General features: G+C 47.1%; 16 protein-coding genes and 2 riboswitches. Of the genes, 8 read left to right on the forward strand and 8 right to left on the reverse strand.

Annotated features, from left to right (window positions below; genetic code table 11):
* Nucleotides 1-74: 74 nt before the first annotated feature.
* Nucleotides 75-180, reverse strand: a riboswitch (SAM riboswitch).
* A gap of 110 nt (nucleotides 181-290) precedes the next feature.
* Together MKY22_RS15730 and MKY22_RS15735 are read right to left on the reverse strand one after the other, a co-directional pair.
* Nucleotides 291-929 (reverse strand): DUF975 family protein, encoded by a 639-nt coding sequence (locus MKY22_RS15730; protein ID WP_312067173.1) that lies wholly within the window; start codon nucleotides 927-929, stop codon nucleotides 291-293.
* Between the two features lie 193 nt (nucleotides 930-1,122).
* Nucleotides 1,123-1,908, reverse strand: a complete 786-nt coding sequence (locus MKY22_RS15735; RefSeq protein WP_341089906.1) for a DUF817 domain-containing protein — start codon at nucleotides 1,906-1,908, stop codon at nucleotides 1,123-1,125.
* Nucleotides 1,909-2,061: 153 nt separating this feature from the next.
* On the opposite strand from MKY22_RS15735, the gene MKY22_RS15740 reads away from it, so the two are divergent.
* The 5 genes from MKY22_RS15740 to MKY22_RS15760 all read left to right on the forward strand — a co-directional run bounded on the left by MKY22_RS15740 (nucleotide 2,062) and on the right by MKY22_RS15760 (nucleotide 6,053).
* Nucleotides 2,062-2,727: a YczE/YyaS/YitT family protein gene (locus MKY22_RS15740; RefSeq protein ID WP_290780672.1), complete on the forward strand. Its 666-nt coding sequence runs from the start codon at nucleotides 2,062-2,064 to the stop codon at nucleotides 2,725-2,727.
* 154 nt (nucleotides 2,728-2,881) lie between these two features.
* Nucleotides 2,882-3,337, forward strand: coding sequence for a MarR family winged helix-turn-helix transcriptional regulator (locus MKY22_RS15745; protein ID WP_214856583.1), 456 nt, complete (start codon nucleotides 2,882-2,884; stop codon nucleotides 3,335-3,337).
* Between the two features lies 1 nt (nucleotide 3,338).
* Complete coding sequence (locus tag MKY22_RS15750; RefSeq protein WP_029342971.1) at nucleotides 3,339-3,974, forward strand: nitroreductase family protein; 636 nt, start codon at nucleotides 3,339-3,341, stop codon at nucleotides 3,972-3,974.
* 50 nt (nucleotides 3,975-4,024) lie between these two features.
* Nucleotides 4,025-4,660, forward strand: coding sequence for a nitroreductase family protein (locus MKY22_RS15755; RefSeq protein WP_023469790.1), 636 nt, complete (start codon nucleotides 4,025-4,027; stop codon nucleotides 4,658-4,660).
* Nucleotides 4,661-4,736: 76 nt separating this feature from the next.
* Nucleotides 4,737-6,053: an NAD(P)/FAD-dependent oxidoreductase gene (locus MKY22_RS15760; protein ID WP_341089915.1), complete on the forward strand. Its 1,317-nt coding sequence runs from the start codon at nucleotides 4,737-4,739 to the stop codon at nucleotides 6,051-6,053.
* Between the two features lie 21 nt (nucleotides 6,054-6,074).
* Here the strand turns inward: MKY22_RS15760 and MKY22_RS15765 are convergent, their stop codons facing one another.
* From MKY22_RS15765 to MKY22_RS15785, 5 genes are all read right to left on the reverse strand, one after another.
* Entirely contained in the window at nucleotides 6,075-7,511 is a 1,437-nt protein-coding gene (locus MKY22_RS15765; protein WP_341089917.1) for a DEAD/DEAH box helicase, read from the reverse strand.
* Between the two features lie 63 nt (nucleotides 7,512-7,574).
* Nucleotides 7,575-8,648 (reverse strand): 23S rRNA (adenine(2503)-C(2))-methyltransferase RlmN, encoded by a 1,074-nt coding sequence (gene rlmN, locus MKY22_RS15770; RefSeq protein ID WP_023469793.1) that lies wholly within the window; start codon nucleotides 8,646-8,648, stop codon nucleotides 7,575-7,577.
* Between the two features lie 124 nt (nucleotides 8,649-8,772).
* Nucleotides 8,773-9,579: an ABC transporter permease subunit gene (locus MKY22_RS15775; protein ID WP_312067366.1), complete on the reverse strand. Its 807-nt coding sequence runs from the start codon at nucleotides 9,577-9,579 to the stop codon at nucleotides 8,773-8,775.
* Nucleotides 9,576-10,457: an ABC transporter ATP-binding protein gene (locus tag MKY22_RS15780; RefSeq protein ID WP_290780660.1), complete on the reverse strand. Its 882-nt coding sequence runs from the start codon at nucleotides 10,455-10,457 to the stop codon at nucleotides 9,576-9,578. Before MKY22_RS15780 ends, MKY22_RS15775 begins: the two co-directional genes overlap by 4 nt.
* A gap of 12 nt (nucleotides 10,458-10,469) precedes the next feature.
* Nucleotides 10,470-11,129 carry a methyltransferase gene (locus tag MKY22_RS15785; protein WP_312068051.1) on the reverse strand — a complete coding sequence of 220 codons (660 nt, stop codon included), beginning with the start codon at nucleotides 11,127-11,129 and terminating at the stop codon, nucleotides 10,470-10,472.
* 88 nt (nucleotides 11,130-11,217) lie between these two features.
* On the opposite strand from MKY22_RS15785, the gene MKY22_RS15790 reads away from it, so the two are divergent.
* From MKY22_RS15790 to MKY22_RS15800, 3 genes are all read left to right on the forward strand, one after another.
* Nucleotides 11,218-11,538 carry a heme oxygenase gene (locus MKY22_RS15790; RefSeq protein ID WP_023469797.1) on the forward strand — a complete coding sequence of 107 codons (321 nt, stop codon included), beginning with the start codon at nucleotides 11,218-11,220 and terminating at the stop codon, nucleotides 11,536-11,538.
* 124 nt (nucleotides 11,539-11,662) lie between these two features.
* On the forward strand, nucleotides 11,663-12,400 hold the full coding sequence (locus tag MKY22_RS15795) for a hypothetical protein (RefSeq protein WP_214856578.1): 738 nt from the start codon (nucleotides 11,663-11,665) through the stop codon (nucleotides 12,398-12,400).
* A gap of 92 nt (nucleotides 12,401-12,492) precedes the next feature.
* Nucleotides 12,493-12,671, forward strand: a riboswitch (Lysine riboswitch).
* 110 nt (nucleotides 12,672-12,781) lie between these two features.
* Nucleotides 12,782-14,365 carry a Na+/H+ antiporter NhaC family protein gene (locus MKY22_RS15800; RefSeq protein ID WP_050678769.1) on the forward strand — a complete coding sequence of 528 codons (1,584 nt, stop codon included), beginning with the start codon at nucleotides 12,782-12,784 and terminating at the stop codon, nucleotides 14,363-14,365.
* 65 nt (nucleotides 14,366-14,430) lie between these two features.
* Here MKY22_RS15800 and htpG read toward each other — a convergent pair whose 3' ends face one another.
* Nucleotides 14,431-16,293 (reverse strand): molecular chaperone HtpG, encoded by a 1,863-nt coding sequence (gene htpG / locus MKY22_RS15805; protein WP_133208455.1) that lies wholly within the window; start codon nucleotides 16,291-16,293, stop codon nucleotides 14,431-14,433.
* Between the last annotated feature and the right edge of the window lie 33 nt (nucleotides 16,294-16,326).

Here is a 16,326-nt window from a genome sequence, read left to right on the forward strand (position 1 = left end):
CCATCGTCCCCCTTATGATAAAAAAAACGCTCTTTTCGAAGTTCGAAAAGAGCGACGGTATCTTGTCCTGTCCGCTCTTATCTTCAGAAGGTATCCCTTCCTGGAAGTAGCACCTTCCGCCATAGCGGCGGGGTTGCTGAAGTGTCTTCGGGCCAGTCCCTCGACTTCTCTAGATAAGATGTATTGCATTCATCGTACAGAATTCATTGAACTAAAGCAACCATTAAACCGTCTTTTCCTATCGGATTTATCCCTAAAGAAAAATCCCGACGTGATGTCGGGATTCGGAATTAGTATGGTGCGACGAAATCTGATGTCTGCTCTGGCGCTTGCTCCCCACGAATACGATCGTAGAATTTGGCAAGCGTGACACTGAAGTATGGTCCGACCCATAGGACAGCAAGACCAAGCGTAACAATGACAAGCAACGCCCAACCGATAAACGATAAGAAGAGCAAGAATGCTTCCATCTTGTGTCCATCCATGAGTTGCCGTGAGCGTGTGATGGCCTCGAGAATACCGATCGATGGTTCATCCCGAAGGATGTAGAACGTCAACAAGTAAGAGAATGACTTGATGATACCAGGGATGATTAAGAGTAACGTCCAGAGCGCGATAAAGATGAACTGAACAATGGCCAGCCCCACCACTTTCAGGAACATACCATATGGCTCAAACAAATCCGTCACTTTCGTTTCTTCGCCACGAGCAATCGACATGGCAATCCATGTCCAACCGACTCCTACTGGAATCAATAAAATCGACACCAATGATACAACGAGATCTATACTACTAGACGGCTCATCGATATCCGATCCAAATAAATTAGGAACACCCTGAATAATACTAAACAGCAGAAAAGCTAGGACTGCAAATCCCCAACGACCGCTGAGCGACTCCTTCGCTGCTTTCTTTAATTGAGATGACATGAGTAAGGTCCTCCTTGAAAAATAAGTTCTCACCTTACTCTACGGCTTAAAATTTCTAATGTTTCACTCTTTTTTCAATAATTTCCCGTCTCGTTGCTGGTTGAGCCAAGCACGCTCAAGTTGTCGTCCACATGTTAGAACGAACGTTGAACATCGAAGCGCTTCATCGCAAACGAAATGTCATGTTTTTCGTCTATGTACGCTGATATATCTCCACAGCCGGATCCTGACGCTTGTATTTCGCGACGATGACGATCAAAACCGTGATGATCACAAGCAGGAACCAAGAAGACAATTTTCCAAGATCAACGACTGCCCAGCCTCCTTCCTGATGCGGATAGACCCAGCCTTTAAAGAACGTCACGATGTTCTCCGCGATCCAAATGAAAAAGGCAATCAGTAAAAAGGATAGGACGAGCGGCATCCGGTAGATCGTCTGCTCGATCGTAAAATGAACCCATGACTTATAGAAGACAAGGACGACGAGGACCATCAATAGCCAGCGTGCATCGAAGATCCAATGGTGGGTGAAGAAGTTGAGATAGACGAGACTGCCGACGCTGATCGCAAGCCAAGGCGGTGGAAATGCTGTGAAGCGTAAATGAAATCTTCGGAACGCTTGACAGACATAACTTGCGACACTTGCATACATGAATCCTGCATACAAGGGAACACCAGCCACTTTCGTTAGAGCCTGTTCCGGATAACTCCAAGACCCAACGTTCACCTTGAACAGTTCAAGTGCTAGACCAATCACGTGAAAGAGTAAGATCAGTTTGAACTCTTCCAGCGTTTCATAACGCGTGACAAGTAAGACGATTTGGACGAGAAGACACCATAGCAACAGGAGATCGTATCGCGCGATCGGTTCAGCAGGAAGATAACGTGAAAGAGCAAGCGCTGCGAAAATCATGACGGGAAAGACACAACAGATGGCTTCTATGTATGTAAAACGAATCAGGTGCCGGATCGCTTTCATCCTGTCATCTCCTTTTTTCTTCAGTATACGTTTCTCTTTCGACCTTCCCCTCCTTCTTAAGATGGAAAAAACGGAAAATTTCGTCTTTCTTCTTCTACTTTCCTCATGATACAGTTAACGAATCAATTATTTTTAAGAAATGAGGTGTTAGACATGACGCGTCATCGTGCTTCCTGGTTATTACGCGCTACGTTAAAGTGGGGACTCTTCCTACTCGGTTTATTTTTACTCGCTCTCGGCTCATCGATGATGATCACGGCTGAACTCGGTGTCTCGACGTGGGATGTATTACATCTTGGTCTCCAAAAGAAGACGCCGCTATCCGTCGGAACGATCATCTTGCTTGTCGGTCTATTACTCGTTTTCGTGAAGTACGCGTTAGACCGCGTCACACCGCAAATCGGAACGCTCGTCAACGCGATTTTCGTCGGTGTCTTCATGAATCTTGTTCTTGGTTCTCATCTCTTACCTTCTTTTGAGTCGATCTGGTTGAATACGCTCTGGCTGATTTTCGGTATCTTCATCATTGGGATGGGCGCTGGTCTGTATGTCGCTATTGGATACGGGGCCGGTCCACGTGATGGGTTGACGCTGACACTTGCAGAGCGCTTCGGAACGTCAATTCGTCTGATGCGGACGATCATGGAAGTCACGGCATGCGGCATCGGTTGGTTGCTTGGAGGACCTGTTTTCTTCGGTACGATCCTCTCGATTTTCCTGATCGGACCGTTCCTGCAATTTTGGTTGTTCTATTTCCGCCGGATCATTGCAGCAATTGATGCAAAAGGACTTCCAGCGTCTGAACGCCAAATTAGCTAAGTCGCCTGACTCGATATCATTCCGCGTGAATGATATCTTTTTTTATGTCAGAAGCAGATAAGTTGCGTCATCAAAATAAACACGTTATATTCGTTTACATATCAATCTTTGATACGTCAAAGGTTTCTTCGAACGAAGGGAAGGATGTGATGGATTGAGTATTTCCTGCACCGAAAAAGGACGTTTGATCTATGCACTCGTCTCCGTCAATAAGACGATTGCTCAAAAATTCGATCTCTGTACGGATGGTTTCAGTCAGACGCGAATGGACCTACTTGCTCAACTACAAGTCGATCAAACGATCAGTCAAAAAGAATTGCAAAAACGCGTCAATGTCGATCACGCGGCGGTGACCCGTCACCTCAAACACCTGGAATCGACAGGGATGATTGCTCGCGAGCGTTCAGCCGCTGACAATCGGGTGATTCTTGTTTCCTTAACGGAACAAGGGGCGACGCGCATTGCACGATTACGCGAACAAAAAGAGGAGTTCCTCGAGAACTTACTCGAAGGATTCTCTGCTGAAGAACAACGGACGTTAGCTGAGATGATTCAACGCATCGAAGCGAACGCCGAAACATTACCTAAATTAAAAGAGGAGTCGCTTTAATATGGCAACGCAAACTCAAACAGACTTCATGGAAATCGTCAAAGGACGCCGTTCGATTCGTAACTACGATACAGACGTGAAGATCTCAAAAGAAGAAATGACACAAATTCTTGAAGAAGCAACACTCGCACCTTCTTCTGTCAACATGCAACCATGGCGTTTCCTCGTCATCGATAGCGAAGAAGGCAAAGCGACACTTGCACCACTCGCGAAATTCAACCAAGTCCAAGTCGAAACATCTTCTGCTGTCATCGCCGTCTTCGGTGACATGAACGCTGTTGATCAACTCGAGAACATCTACGATACAGCTGTCGCAAAAGGGCTCATGCCACAAGAAGTACGCGATCGCCAAGTACCAGCGATCCAAGGGATGTACAGCAGCGTATCAGCAAACGACTTGAAAGACAGCATCTTGATTGACTCGGGTCTCGTCTCGATGCAATTGATGCTCGTCGCTCGTGCACACGGTTATGATACAAACCCAATCGGTGGTTACGAGAAAGATCAAATCGCGGAAGCATTCGGTCTTGAAAAAGAGCGCTATGTACCAGTCATGTTGCTATCGATTGGTAAAGCAGTTGACGCAGGATACCCATCGGTTCGCCTACCGATCAACGACATCGCAGACTGGAAATAAGTTTTTCACACTATAAAAAAGAGAAAACACACAAGGGAGATTGAATAATTATGACTACTCAAACAACAACGGACTTCATGGAAATCGTTAAAGGACGTCGCTCGATTCGTAACTACGACACGAACGTAAAAATTTCAAAAGAAGAAATGACACAAATCCTTGAAGAAGCAACACTTGCTCCATCTTCAGTTAACATGCAACCATGGCGTTTCCTCGTCATCGATAGCGAAGAAGGTAAAGCGACACTCGCACCACTCGCAAAATTCAACCAAGTTCAAGTCGAGACATCTTCTGCTGTCATCGCTGTCTTCGGTGACATGAACGCGGTCGACAGCATCGAGACAATCTACGACATGGCTGTTGAAAAAGGTCTTATGCCACAAGAAGTACGTGATCGCCAAGTACCAGCCATCAAAGGTTTCTACCGTCCAGAAGACGTTGAAACATTACGTGATAGCATCTTGATCGACTCAGGTCTCGTTTCAATGCAATTGATGCTCGTCGCTCGTGCACACGGTTACGATACAAACCCAATCGGTGGTTACGAAAAAGACCAAATCGCAGAAGCATTCGGTCTTGAAAAAGAGCGTTACCTCCCAGTCATGTTGCTTTCAATCGGTAAAGCCGTGGACGCAGGATACCCATCGGTTCGTCTACCAATCGCTGACATCGCAGAGTGGAAATAAGCGATCTCACTCAGTCCGGATTCCTTTCATAGGAATCCGGCTTTTTTATATACTCAAAGAAAAGGAGGCGTCAGTAATGTATGATGTGACGATTATCGGAGCCGGTGTGGCAGGAATTTTCCTCGCCCATCAGCTTGTTGAAGACGGGCAACGCGTCTTACTGCTCGATGCCGGAAAACCAATCCGTGAACGAACGACAGAAGATGCGTATCTTGGATTCGCAGGGCTTGGCAAATCAGAAGGAAAGTTCAATTATGCGACAGGATTCGGCGGGGAACTCGTCTCAAAAATCGGTGAAGAGACGACACGACGACTGTTCCAAGAAGTCGATGATCTTTTATGTACATATGGTGGAGGTACAGTTGAGACCTACTCGACGCATTCCTCTACTGTAGCGTCTCGTGCCCGTCGCGCCGGTCTACATTCGGTCGAGACGACCGTCCGTCATTTAGGCACAGTACGGACAGCTGCTGTCTTCACGGCGTTTGAGGACGCCTTATTACCACGTCTCGATGCCCGGTTCGAAACGACAATCGAGCAGATCACGAAATCAGAGCCGTTTACGATCAAAACAGCGGACGAGATCTTCGTCAGTCAACGGATTGTGTTCGCGACAGGTCGTTCAGGTGCAGACTTTACGTTGCAAAAGTTAGCGACGCTTGGTGTCACCCCACAGCGGACTCGACTTGATCTCGGGGTGCGAATCGAGACGGATGAGGCGCTATTTCGGACATTGTTACAGGAGACGTTCGAGACGAAGCTCGGTTACGACTCGCCTTACGGTCAAGCCGTCACCTATTGCATGAATCCGCGCGGACGGATCATCCGCAAATATCAAGAAGGACTCGTCATGCCGGACGGCCAAAACGTCCACGAGACGGCAGATGGCTCGACGAATCTGAACTTTACACTATTTCTCCCGCGTTATTTTTCGACGCTAGCGAAAGCGAATGCGTATGCCGCACGCATCATTGGCGGAATCAACCAAGGTGGTGATCGCATCCTCGTTCAGCGACTCAGTGATTTCCGAGCATCGCGAGCGACGGCAAACGATCAACTGAGTCGTAACACCATTGTCCCTTCCCTAACCGCGTCCCCCGGTAATTTGCATGCAGAAGTGCCTACAGAAGACCTGCTCGTCTTAGAAGGGTTTTTAGAGCGCCTTGAGCAACTCCTTGAAGTGGAACTTCCGGGAGATACGTTGCTTTACGGATTAGATGGCAAGTTTTACGCACCGATGCTTGAGACGTCAGAGACGTTTGAGACGACATGTCCCGGTGTCTATGCGATCGGGGATTGTTCCGGTGCCACACACTCGCTTGCCCAAGCAGCTGCTAGCGGACTCCATCTTGGACATGCCTTGACGCAAAACAGCCGGTCCCTCTTCGCTTAAGCGGAGAATGACCGGCTTGTCTTATTTCTTGAATGCTTCGTACACTTTCAATTGTTTCCCTTTGACCTTCGTCGTCTTCATCGCCCGGAGGACAAGCGGACCTTTCCCGTTGAGGATATCGACATACGTCAACGTATCCTGAATCGAGATGATGCCGATGTCGTCTGCTGTGACGCCTTCAATCTTCGCAATCGTTCCAACGAAGTCGACGGCACGGAGTTTTTTCTTCTTCCCACCGTTAAAGAACAATTTCATGATGTCCGCATCAAGCTGTTCCGTTTTCGAAGAACGCGTATCTTCCGTCGCCATTTTCTCTTCGAATGCATCCGCTGTTCGCATCAAGTCCTTTTCCGTTGGTGCTTGGCGACGTGTCAGTTTCCCGTGATACTGCTCGATTTCCTTTAGGCGACGTTCGTCTGCCGGTGTGACGAGACTGATTGCTTGTCCGGCTGCTCCTGCCCGCCCCGTCCGACCGGTCCGGTGAACGTAGCTTTCTCGTTCGACAGGGAGATCATACTGGATGACGTGCGTGATGTTCTCGATATCGATGCCGCGTGCTGCGACATCTGTTGCGACAAGAATTCGGAACTTCCCTGCACGGAAGGCTTTCATCGCATCGAGTCGATCGTCTTGTTCCATCCCACCGTGAATTGCTTCAACTGGATAGTCATGGGCGCGTAGACCATTCGCGACGAAATCAACGTGTTCTTTCGTCCGACAGAAGATCATGCAACGATCCGGGTTTTCAGCGACGAGGACATCTTTTAAAATGGCGAACTTCGTCTTGTCCGTCACCGGAATATAACTATGCGTAATCGTTGAGACGACGGTCTCGCCCGCTTCGATTCGTTTTGGTGCCTCCATGTAACGATCACTCAACTGTTCGATGTCTTCTGGGAAGGTCGCAGAGAACAACAGTGTCATCCGCTCCTTCGGTAACTCGGACAAGATGGCATCGACTTGATCGAGGAAGCCCATGTTCAGCATTTCGTCCGCTTCATCTAAAACGACGTAACGGATTTTCTCAAGCGATAGCGTGCCCCGCTCGATATGATCGCGTACACGTCCCGGTGTACCGACGACGACGTGTGTCTTTTGTTTGAGTTCCGTGACTTGTCCACGGAACGGTTGCTTGCCGAAGACGGCCGTCGCTTTGATCCGCTTATAGCGTCCGATGTTCATGATGTCTTCTTTGACCTGCAAGGCCAGCTCACGTGTTGGCGTCAAGACTAAGACTTGTGGTTTGTTTTCTTCCCACTCGACGAGTTCACAAAGGGGGATTGCGAAGGAAGCCGTCTTCCCACTTCCTGTCCGTGATTTGACGATGACGTCTTTTCCGGATAATACGACGGGGATGACCGATTGTTGGACTTCGGTTGGTGTCGTGTAACCGAGTTGCTCGATCGAATCGAGAATCGGTGTGCTTAAGTTAAAATCATTGAATCGTGTACGTGTCATAGAATGTCCTCATTTCTTATCGTAAAAAAAGCTTCCCACCGAAACGATGAGAAGCCCAACGAATTATTTGGATGCTACTTTATCTTTTTTGATTTGCTTACTACGTAATTGACCACATGCCGCATCGATGTCTGTTCCGTGCTCGAGACGAACACCACAGTTCAAGCCGTTCTTTTTCAACGTATCGTAGAACGTCGTGATATCTTCAGACGTACTGCGCTGATATTGACCGTGCTCATCGACTGGATTGTACGGAATCAAGTTGACATACGTCAGGTGACGTTTGTCTTCGAACAGTTTTGCTAGTTCGACTGCGTGTTCTTTTTGGTCGTTGACGCCACGAAGCAAGATGTACTCGATCGTGATTTTACGGTTCGTCGTTTGAACGTAATAATCGATCGCTGGCATCAATTTCTCAAGCGGGATCGCCCGGTTGATTTTCATGATTTGCGTACGCAATTCATTGTTTGGTGCGTGAAGCGAGATGGCTAAGTTGACTTGGAGTTTCAAGTCAGCGAACTTGTAGATCTTGTCTGCCAAACCACTTGTTGAAACCGTGATGTGACGTGCACCGATCGCAAGACCATTGTGGTCCTTGATGACGTTCAAGAAGTCAACCATGTTGTCGAAGTTATCGAACGGTTCACCGATACCCATGACGACGACGTGGCTGACACGTTCTTCGTTACCGACTGCATCGAGGTGATGTTGGACGTTCATGATTTGCTCAACGATTTCGCCTGCTGACAAGTCGCGGCTCTTCTTGATCAGACCACTTGCACAGAAGCTACAGCCGATGTTACAGCCGACCTGTGTCGTAACACAGACAGAAAGACCGTACTTATGACGCATCAGAACCGTTTCAATCAAGTTGCCATCATATAATTTGAAAAGGAACTTGATTGTTCCGTCTGCTGATTCTTGCTTGACCGCTTCTGTCATCGAGTCAATCGTAAAACTCTGATCTAACAACTCAAGGCAATCCTTGTTGACATTCGTCATTTCCGCGAAAGTCGTGACACGTTTACGGTAGAGCCAATCCCATACTTGTTTGGCACGGAATGGTTTGTGCCCTTGATTCGATAACCATTCTGTCATCTGCTCAAGCGTTAATCCATAAATGGATGGTTTATTCATTTCGAAAGACCTCATTTCTTTTTCCAGAACTACAACATTCCTTTATCTTAGTAAAAATCAGCGCGTGACGCAACGTTCAAATCCTAAATGTTCACTTTCTGTAAAGTTTTTGCGCCACTTTCGATCAAATCGACAGACTCCGACGTCCGAATTGAACGACTGCTCCAGTCAAGAACACGAGACAGAGGACAAGTAAAAGAATGGAATGAAGAAGAAAATGATTCGTTCCTTCTAGTAATTGCGTCGTATTGAATAAGGAGAAGACGGATAGATAACGGAGCCACTCCGTCTTGTCACTTAGCTCCGACAGAATCGTCAAGACGATCGATAGAACCAGCACACTACCGGCAAGCGAAAAAGCACGACGTTCTTCGTCAAATAACGTCGCAACGAATAACGTAAAGGCGCCGATCGCCAAGAGTAACAATAGCGCATTGAGCTGAATCCGCCATAAGATGACGTCATTGATCGAAATATCTGTCATCCACCAGTCGGATACCATCAAGACAAGTCCATTCAGTCCTACGAGAACCATACTTGCGATACCCATGACGATCGCGACAGCAAACGTATACGCATTCCGGGTGATCGGGGCTGCGAGATAGACGATCAGCTCTCCGTTGTCGATCGGTCGCGCAACGAGGCGCGCTGCTAATGAGAGCAAGAATAGACTCGCAATGACTTGAAAGATCAATCCATAATAGTTCCCTCCGAGCAGATCCAGTACATTATCGAATCCCGTCACCTTATCGTATTGAAATGCTTTTAAGACTTCTGGAGGTAACGCTTCTAGTTTTGTTTCTAGTAAACCAGTCTTCATCATCGATGGATAAAGCAACGCAAGCATCAATAAGTAGAGACTCGTTCCAATCGCATAAGCAAGCATGGGCTTTCTGACCTGCTTGAATAAAGAGCGGATCAACAATATCACGACGATTCCTCCTCTCCATAATAATGCAAGAAGACCTGTTCTAAATCATCTGCTGACGGACGAATCAGCCGTACATCGTACTGGGTTAAATAAGCGATCGCCTGATTCAAGCTCAGCGTCTCATCCGTTTGAAAACTGACTTCCAGCCGCTTCGGTTCAACACCGACTTGCATCGCGAACTGTGCTGCTTCCACCTCCGTTCGGAAGACGATCGTATACGTCTTTCGACTCGATCGAACCAACTCATGAATATCCGATTCGACGATGATGCGCCCTGCTTTGATTAAAGCCGCTCGATCGCACGATTTTTCCATCTCCGGAAAGTGGTGTGAACTCATCAGAATCGCTTTTCCAGCATGCTTCTCCTGTTCGATCCACTCTAAAAAACGCTCTTGCATCAAAGGATCAAGTCCACTGGTTGGCTCATCAAGTAGATAGACCGGTGCATCTTTCATGAAGCAACCGACAAGTGCCAGTTTTTGCTTCATCCCTTTTGACATCTTGCGGATTTTCGTCTTCGTCTCAAAAGGAAATCGTTTCAACAACAGTTGTCGCCGTGCCGGATTGCTACCGTGTAGTCGTTGCATCAAATCCAGCATGTCTGCTCCCGTCATGTCTCCAGGTAAACTAATCTCCCCCGGCAAATAACCGACCAACTGCTTCACCTCTTTACTTTGCTTCCAGCAATCAAAACCACCGATCGTCGCCCTTCCATCGTCCGCAACCATTAGTCCCATCAAATGTCGGAGTGTCGTTGATTTTCCAGATCCGTTTGGTCCGATGAAACCGAATATCGTACCCGGATCAACTGTAAAACTGACATCGAATATTCCACGCCCCGGCGCAAATTCCTTCGTCACATGCTCCAAACGGATCATCATCCGACCTCCCTATCTTTTATTTCTTTCCTCACTGTATTCATACCCGTTTTGAAGCAGTTTGTTCGGATCAAAGCGATAGATGACGAACCTCTCGTCATGATTTTTTTCATAGAGGTCTCGTAATCGAATCTCATCGATTTGCTCGAATACGGTATGGCGCTCCAGGTACTCCCGGTATTCATCGGTCGGGTAATACAAGATGAGATCAACCGAACGCGGGGAACGTTCGACCGAACTTAAAATGTGATCGATCACTTTCATGAAAATTTGTGAAGAGAATGGATTAAAGAAATAAAACTTATTCGCCTCATCCGGAATGGTATACTGCTCGGCATACGTCTGTTCGAATCGCAAACTTCCGGAACGCCGCTTCCGTCGACTTTGGTATTTCGCCATATTCCGAAGTGCGTCCTCGTAAAATTGTCCATTCATCTCGATTCCGATGACGGAACAGTCGAATCGGTCATGTAAGTAAAAGTTTAAACGCCCTTTCCCACACCCGAAATCGATGACAGTATCCTCTTTTTGAAACGGATAGGTTTCGCATAATTCGCCGAGTGCCGCATAAGGCGTCGGTTCATAGCGATTGTAGTGACTAAACACACCATAAAGGTGTTGCATCTCAATGGTCTCAATTCGTAATCGTTGATCATATTCCTGTTCATTCATCTCTTTTGTTCCTTCTTTCCGGTATTCTTTCCCTCATCGTACTATACTGAAGAAGTACGTTACTCGTTTTTTGAAAGGGGATTTTATGATGATCGTCGTTACGAACCGGATTAAAGTCAAAAAGGGGATGGCTGCAGCTCTCGCTCCTCGTTTTACGCGTCCAAGTGGACTTGATACGATGGACGGATTCATCCGTGTTGAGGTCTTATTGACGCAAAACATCGAAGAACACGATGAAATGAACGTCAACATGTACTGGGAAGATATGAAGAGTTTTCAAGCGTGGCGGGAAAGTGACGATTTCAAAGCGTCACATAGTCGACCTGCGAGTAGTGAGGCAGGAGAATCGCCAATGCTCGGCAGCGAGATTCTGACATATGAAGTCGCTTCGGTCAAAGAACGCGCATGATGCACGAAAAGGACTCGTATCGAGTCCTTTTTTATATACCTATATACAAATAGTGAAAGGGTCGAATTATCACAAATGGTATTATTTGTTATCATAGTGCCATTACAGAGAGAGAGGGTCCTTCATGAATTCATTAACTATATTTGAACAAGCCATTCGTAGCTTACCTGACGATCGTACGTTACGACGTGATGAATTATGGACGGACGATTTTTTATTGCAACAGGAGAACGAGCTGACCGTCTATTACTCTCCGATTGGCGAATACGTCAATACTGAAGCAAAAGTCGTCATCATCGGGATCACACCAGGTTTTGAACAGATGCGAATCGCTTTCGAAGAAGCGACAGATGCCCTTCACCATGGTGTTTCATTAGAAGAGACGGCACGCCTCGTCAAATATACAGCAAGCTTTGCCGGAACGATGCGACGTAACCTCGTCCAGATGCTCGATACACTTGAACTTCCAGCATTGCTCGGAATCGAGACGACGGCTAGCTTATTTCATCAACACCAGGAATTGTTACATCCGACGTCACTGTTAAAGCAACCCGTCTTTTATCGCGAAAAAAATTACTCGGGTCATCAACCGAAGATCAATCGTAGCCCTTTATTGAGGCACTACGCGGAAGAACACTTCGTCGCTGAGATCAATCAGTTACAAAAAACAGCGTTATTAATTCCACTCGGTCGGGTCGTCGAGACGCAAGTCCGTGGATTGATTCATGATGGACGAATCGAACAGCATCAGCTTCTTTCCGGATTCCCCCACCCATCTGGCGCGAACGGTCATCGAAAAAAACAATTCGAGGAAAACCAAGCCTATTTGATGAAACAGCTCATTCAACATTTTGCTGAATAAACAACTTTATCTTAAATTATCAGAATATATGGTTGAATCGCTTCTGAAATACATGATAAAGTGTCCATAAGAACAGAATATGACTATTCTATCGATGAGGTAGAGGCGCGATTTCAATCAGTACTTGGTCCGAGGATGACAACGAAGACGACTACAGGAAAGGTGACATCGCCGAAATGACAGTATGTGTCTAGCATATCGTCGTTGGTCGATTCGGGAAACACCCGATCGATTGCCATACATAACAGTTGTATGGAGCGCTCCAATTCGGCTAAGAAAGACGCATCCAGCGAGGGTGTCGGCTTTGTTGCCGGTGCCCTTGCTTTTTTTGTGCCGCGGGGTCTCATCTTTAAGCCATTTTTAAAGAGGAGGATATTTTTCATGGTCAACTATTCAGATTCCATTATTGCCCTTGTACCTGCTTTACTAGCTATCTTATTAGCCATCTTTACGCGAAAGGTCGTTCTTTCGTTAGGTGTCGGCATTCTCGTCGGTGCCCTGTTACTCCACCGTTTTAACCCGATCGATACGGTAACCTATCTCGGCAAGAACATCTTCAGTCTCTTTTGGGCAGACGGTGCCTTGAACGAGTGGAACGTCTTATTGCTTGTCTTCTTGTTATTGCTCGGCGTCCTTTCCACGCTCATTCAGACATCAGGTGGCGCTCGTGCCTTCGGTGAATGGGCTTCTACTCACGTCAAGACAGCGCGTGGTGCACGCTTAGTTGCCTTCGGACTCGGTATCTTGATTTTCATCGATGATTACTTCAACAGTCTCGCTGTCGGCAACGTCAGTCGTCCGTTAACGGATCGCCGTGGTGTCTCACGTGCGAAGCTTGCCTATTTAATTGACTCAACGGCTGCGCCTGTTTGTGTCATCAGTCCGCTTTCGAGTTGGGGCGCATTCATCATCTCCATCATCGCCGGTATCTTAACGACGCACTCGATTACGGATTACTCAGCGTTTAGTGCTTTCATGATGATCGTTCCAATGAACTTCTATGCGATTTTTGCGTTACTTTTAACACTTTACATCGCTTACTCTGGCGTCTCTGTCGGACCGATGAAACAACATGAACACCGTGCCGCGAAAGGTGAACTTTTTGATGCGTCAAAAGGAACACCGATGGGGATGGCAAAAGAGGTCAACGAACATACGAACGGAAAAGTACGGGATCTCGTCGTTCCAATCGTCGTTCTCGTCATTGCTACGATCAGTGCGTTACTCGGAACAGGTGCTCAGGCACTTGCAGCCGACAATCGCCCGTTTACTTTAATTGGAGCATTTGAGGCAACAGACGTCACACGTTCACTCGTCGCAGGTGTCGTCATCAGTTTAATCGTTGCTTTCCTGATGCTGATCGGACGGAAAATTCCGGGCCGCGATTACCGTGCAAGCATCGTTGCTGGTATGCGTTCGATGTGGCCAGCAGTCGTGATTCTGTTATTTGCTTGGACGATCATTGCTGTTATCGGTGATATGAAAACAGGCGATTATCTCGCAAGCTTCATCAGCAACTCGATTTCTGCTTCGTACTTGCCGTTCTTATTATTCTTGATTGCCGGCTTGATGGCATTCTCGACAGGAACAAGTTGGGGCACATTCGGGATCATGTTGCCAATCGGTGCGGATCTCGTCATGGCTGTCGATGCTTCACTCTTGTTACCGACGCTTGCTGCTGTTCTTGCTGGATCTGTCTTCGGTGACCATTGTTCACCGATTTCCGATACGACGATCCTCAGTTCGACAGGGGCTGGATCCCATCATATCGATCACGTTACGACACAATTACCGTATGCGCTAGTCGGTGCCGTCACTGCGGCAGTCGGTTATTTAGTCATCGGTTTCACGGAGTCTTCGGTCTTCGGTTTCATCGGAGCTCTTGTCACATTCGTACTCTTTGTCGTCGTCTTGAACGTTCTCTCGAAAAAAGGCGAAACCGCTTCGGATTTACAAACGGATTGATGAAACACTTTACGAAAAAAGGCATTGGATGCGCGCATCCAATGCCTTTTTTATATCTATTCGTTTCACACCATCAATAAACACACATCATTCGCGAACGCTACTGGATCCTCGAGTGGGAGTCCTTCGACAAGCAATGCTTGTTGATACATTAGTTTTGTATAGCGCTCGAATTTTGAACGATCGTTTTGATACGCCGTTTCAAGAGACTCGAACACTGCGTGTGACGGATTCAATTCAAGAATCTTGACCGCTTCTACCCCTTCATTATTCGGCATCGCCTTCAGAATTTTCTCCATCTCGATCGAGACAGCGCCGTCCGTCGCAAAGCAGACAGGATGCGATTTTAGACGTGTTGAGGCTTTGACTTCCTTGACTTGCCCACTTAGCACTTCCTGCATGGCTTGGAACATCTCTGCTTGTGCGTCCGTCGTCTCCGCTTCCTCCGCTTCAATCCCTAAATCGCTACTCGTGACCGACTTGAACGTCTTCTCGTTGTACGTCACGAGCATCTGGATCGCGAACTCATCGATCTCTTCCGTGAAGTACAAGATATCATACCCTTTATCACGGACGAGCTCGGATTGTGGTAATTTATCCAGACGATTCGTACTCTCACCAGCGGCGTAGTAAATATGTGCCTGATCTTCCGGCATCGCTGCGACGTATTCTGCGAGTGTGATCAACTTCTTTTCCTTCGCCGAGTAGAAGAGGACCAGATCCTGCACCTGTTCTTTATGCATGCCATAATCATTATACATACCGAACTTCAGCTGGCGTCCGAACGCTTGATAGAATGTTTCGTACTTCGTGCGATCCTCGCGCAGGAGGGCTTCGAGTTGTGTCTTGATCTTACTTTGGATATTTTTCGCGATCAATTTCAATTGACGATCGTGTTGCAGTAACTCGCGCGAGATGTTGAGCGATAAGTCTTCCGAGTCAACCATCCCTTTGACGAAACTGAAGTGATCCGGCAACAAGTCGCTGCATTTTTCCATGATCAAGACACCGTTGGCATAGAGTTCAAGACCCTTTTCAAATTCCTTCGAATAATAATCGTACGGTGCCTGCTCTGGAATGAATAAGATCGATTGATAACGAACAGCACCGTCGACACTGATATGAATGTGTTTCGCTGGTGTGTCGAAACCATAACGCTTCTCTTGGTAGAAGTTCGTATAGTCCTCGTCTGTCAATTCCCGTTTGTTCTTCCGCCAGATCGGCACCATGCTGTTGATCGTCTTGACGACTTCGACCTCTTCCGTCTCGTCACTGCCTTCGATCGGCTGACGTTCGAGTTCCTTCATCTCGATCGGATAACGAATGAAATCTGAATATTTTTTGATGATACTGCGCAAACGATACGTCTCGAGGTATTCGTCATACGATTCTTCTTCCTCGTTCGCCTTGATGTGGAGTGTAATCTCCGTTCCGACGGTTTCCTTGTCGACTTCCTCGATCGTATAACCTTCGACACCACGCGATTCCCATTTATAAGCGACTGCACTGCCGAACGGTTTCGTAACGACAGTGACGACGTCTGCGACCATGAAGGCAGAATAGAATCCGACACCGAATTGTCCGATGATATCATGACCATCTTGTGCTTCATTCTCTGCCTTGAAGGCAAGCGATCCACTTTTTGCGATCGTACCGAGATTCTCTTCTAGTTCTTCCTTCGTCATTCCGATTCCCGTATCACGAATGATGAGTTGACGCGCTTCTTTATTTGGTTCGATCGTAATTTTGTAGTGTTCCTTTTCGAACGAAATCGTCTCGTCCGTCAATGCTTTGTAGTACATCTTATCCATGGCGTCACTTGCATTCGAGATCAATTCGCGCAGGAAAATCTCCTTATGCGTATAGATGGAATGAATCATCATCTCCAGCAATCGTTTTGATTCCGCCTTAAATTGTTTCGTTTCCATGCTCATTCTGCCTCCCCTTTTTTAGCACTCATT

Source organism: Exiguobacterium sp. FSL W8-0210, from assembly GCF_038006045.1.
GTDB lineage: Bacteria > Bacillota > Bacilli > Exiguobacteriales > Exiguobacteriaceae > Exiguobacterium_A.

Bases quoted from the DNA above. Each gene is read 5' to 3' on its own strand.
- MKY22_RS15730 (WP_312067173.1), bottom strand. From the start codon at position 929: ATGTCATCTCAATTAAAGAAAGCAGCGAAGGAGTCGCTCAGCGGTCGT.
- MKY22_RS15735 (WP_341089906.1), bottom strand. From the start codon at position 1,908: ATGAAAGCGATCCGGCACCTGATTCGTTTTACATACATAGAAGCCATC.
- MKY22_RS15740 (WP_290780672.1), top strand. From the start codon at position 2,062: ATGACGCGTCATCGTGCTTCCTGGTTATTACGCGCTACGTTAAAGTGG.
- MKY22_RS15750 (WP_029342971.1), top strand. From the start codon at position 3,339: ATGGCAACGCAAACTCAAACAGACTTCATGGAAATCGTCAAAGGACGC.
- MKY22_RS15755 (WP_023469790.1), top strand. From the start codon at position 4,025: ATGACTACTCAAACAACAACGGACTTCATGGAAATCGTTAAAGGACGT.
- MKY22_RS15760 (WP_341089915.1), top strand. From the start codon at position 4,737: ATGTATGATGTGACGATTATCGGAGCCGGTGTGGCAGGAATTTTCCTC.
- MKY22_RS15765 (WP_341089917.1), bottom strand. From the start codon at position 7,511: ATGACACGTACACGATTCAATGATTTTAACTTAAGCACACCGATTCTC.
- rlmN (WP_023469793.1), bottom strand. From the start codon at position 8,648: ATGAATAAACCATCCATTTATGGATTAACGCTTGAGCAGATGACAGAA.
- MKY22_RS15780 (WP_290780660.1), bottom strand. From the start codon at position 10,457: ATGATCCGTTTGGAGCATGTGACGAAGGAATTTGCGCCGGGGCGTGGA.
- MKY22_RS15785 (WP_312068051.1), bottom strand. From the start codon at position 11,129: ATGAATGAACAGGAATATGATCAACGATTACGAATTGAGACCATTGAG.
- MKY22_RS15790 (WP_023469797.1), top strand. From the start codon at position 11,218: ATGATCGTCGTTACGAACCGGATTAAAGTCAAAAAGGGGATGGCTGCA.
- MKY22_RS15795 (WP_214856578.1), top strand. From the start codon at position 11,663: ATGAATTCATTAACTATATTTGAACAAGCCATTCGTAGCTTACCTGAC.
- MKY22_RS15800 (WP_050678769.1), top strand. From the start codon at position 12,782: ATGGTCAACTATTCAGATTCCATTATTGCCCTTGTACCTGCTTTACTA.
- htpG (WP_133208455.1), bottom strand. From the start codon at position 16,293: ATGGAAACGAAACAATTTAAGGCGGAATCAAAACGATTGCTGGAGATG.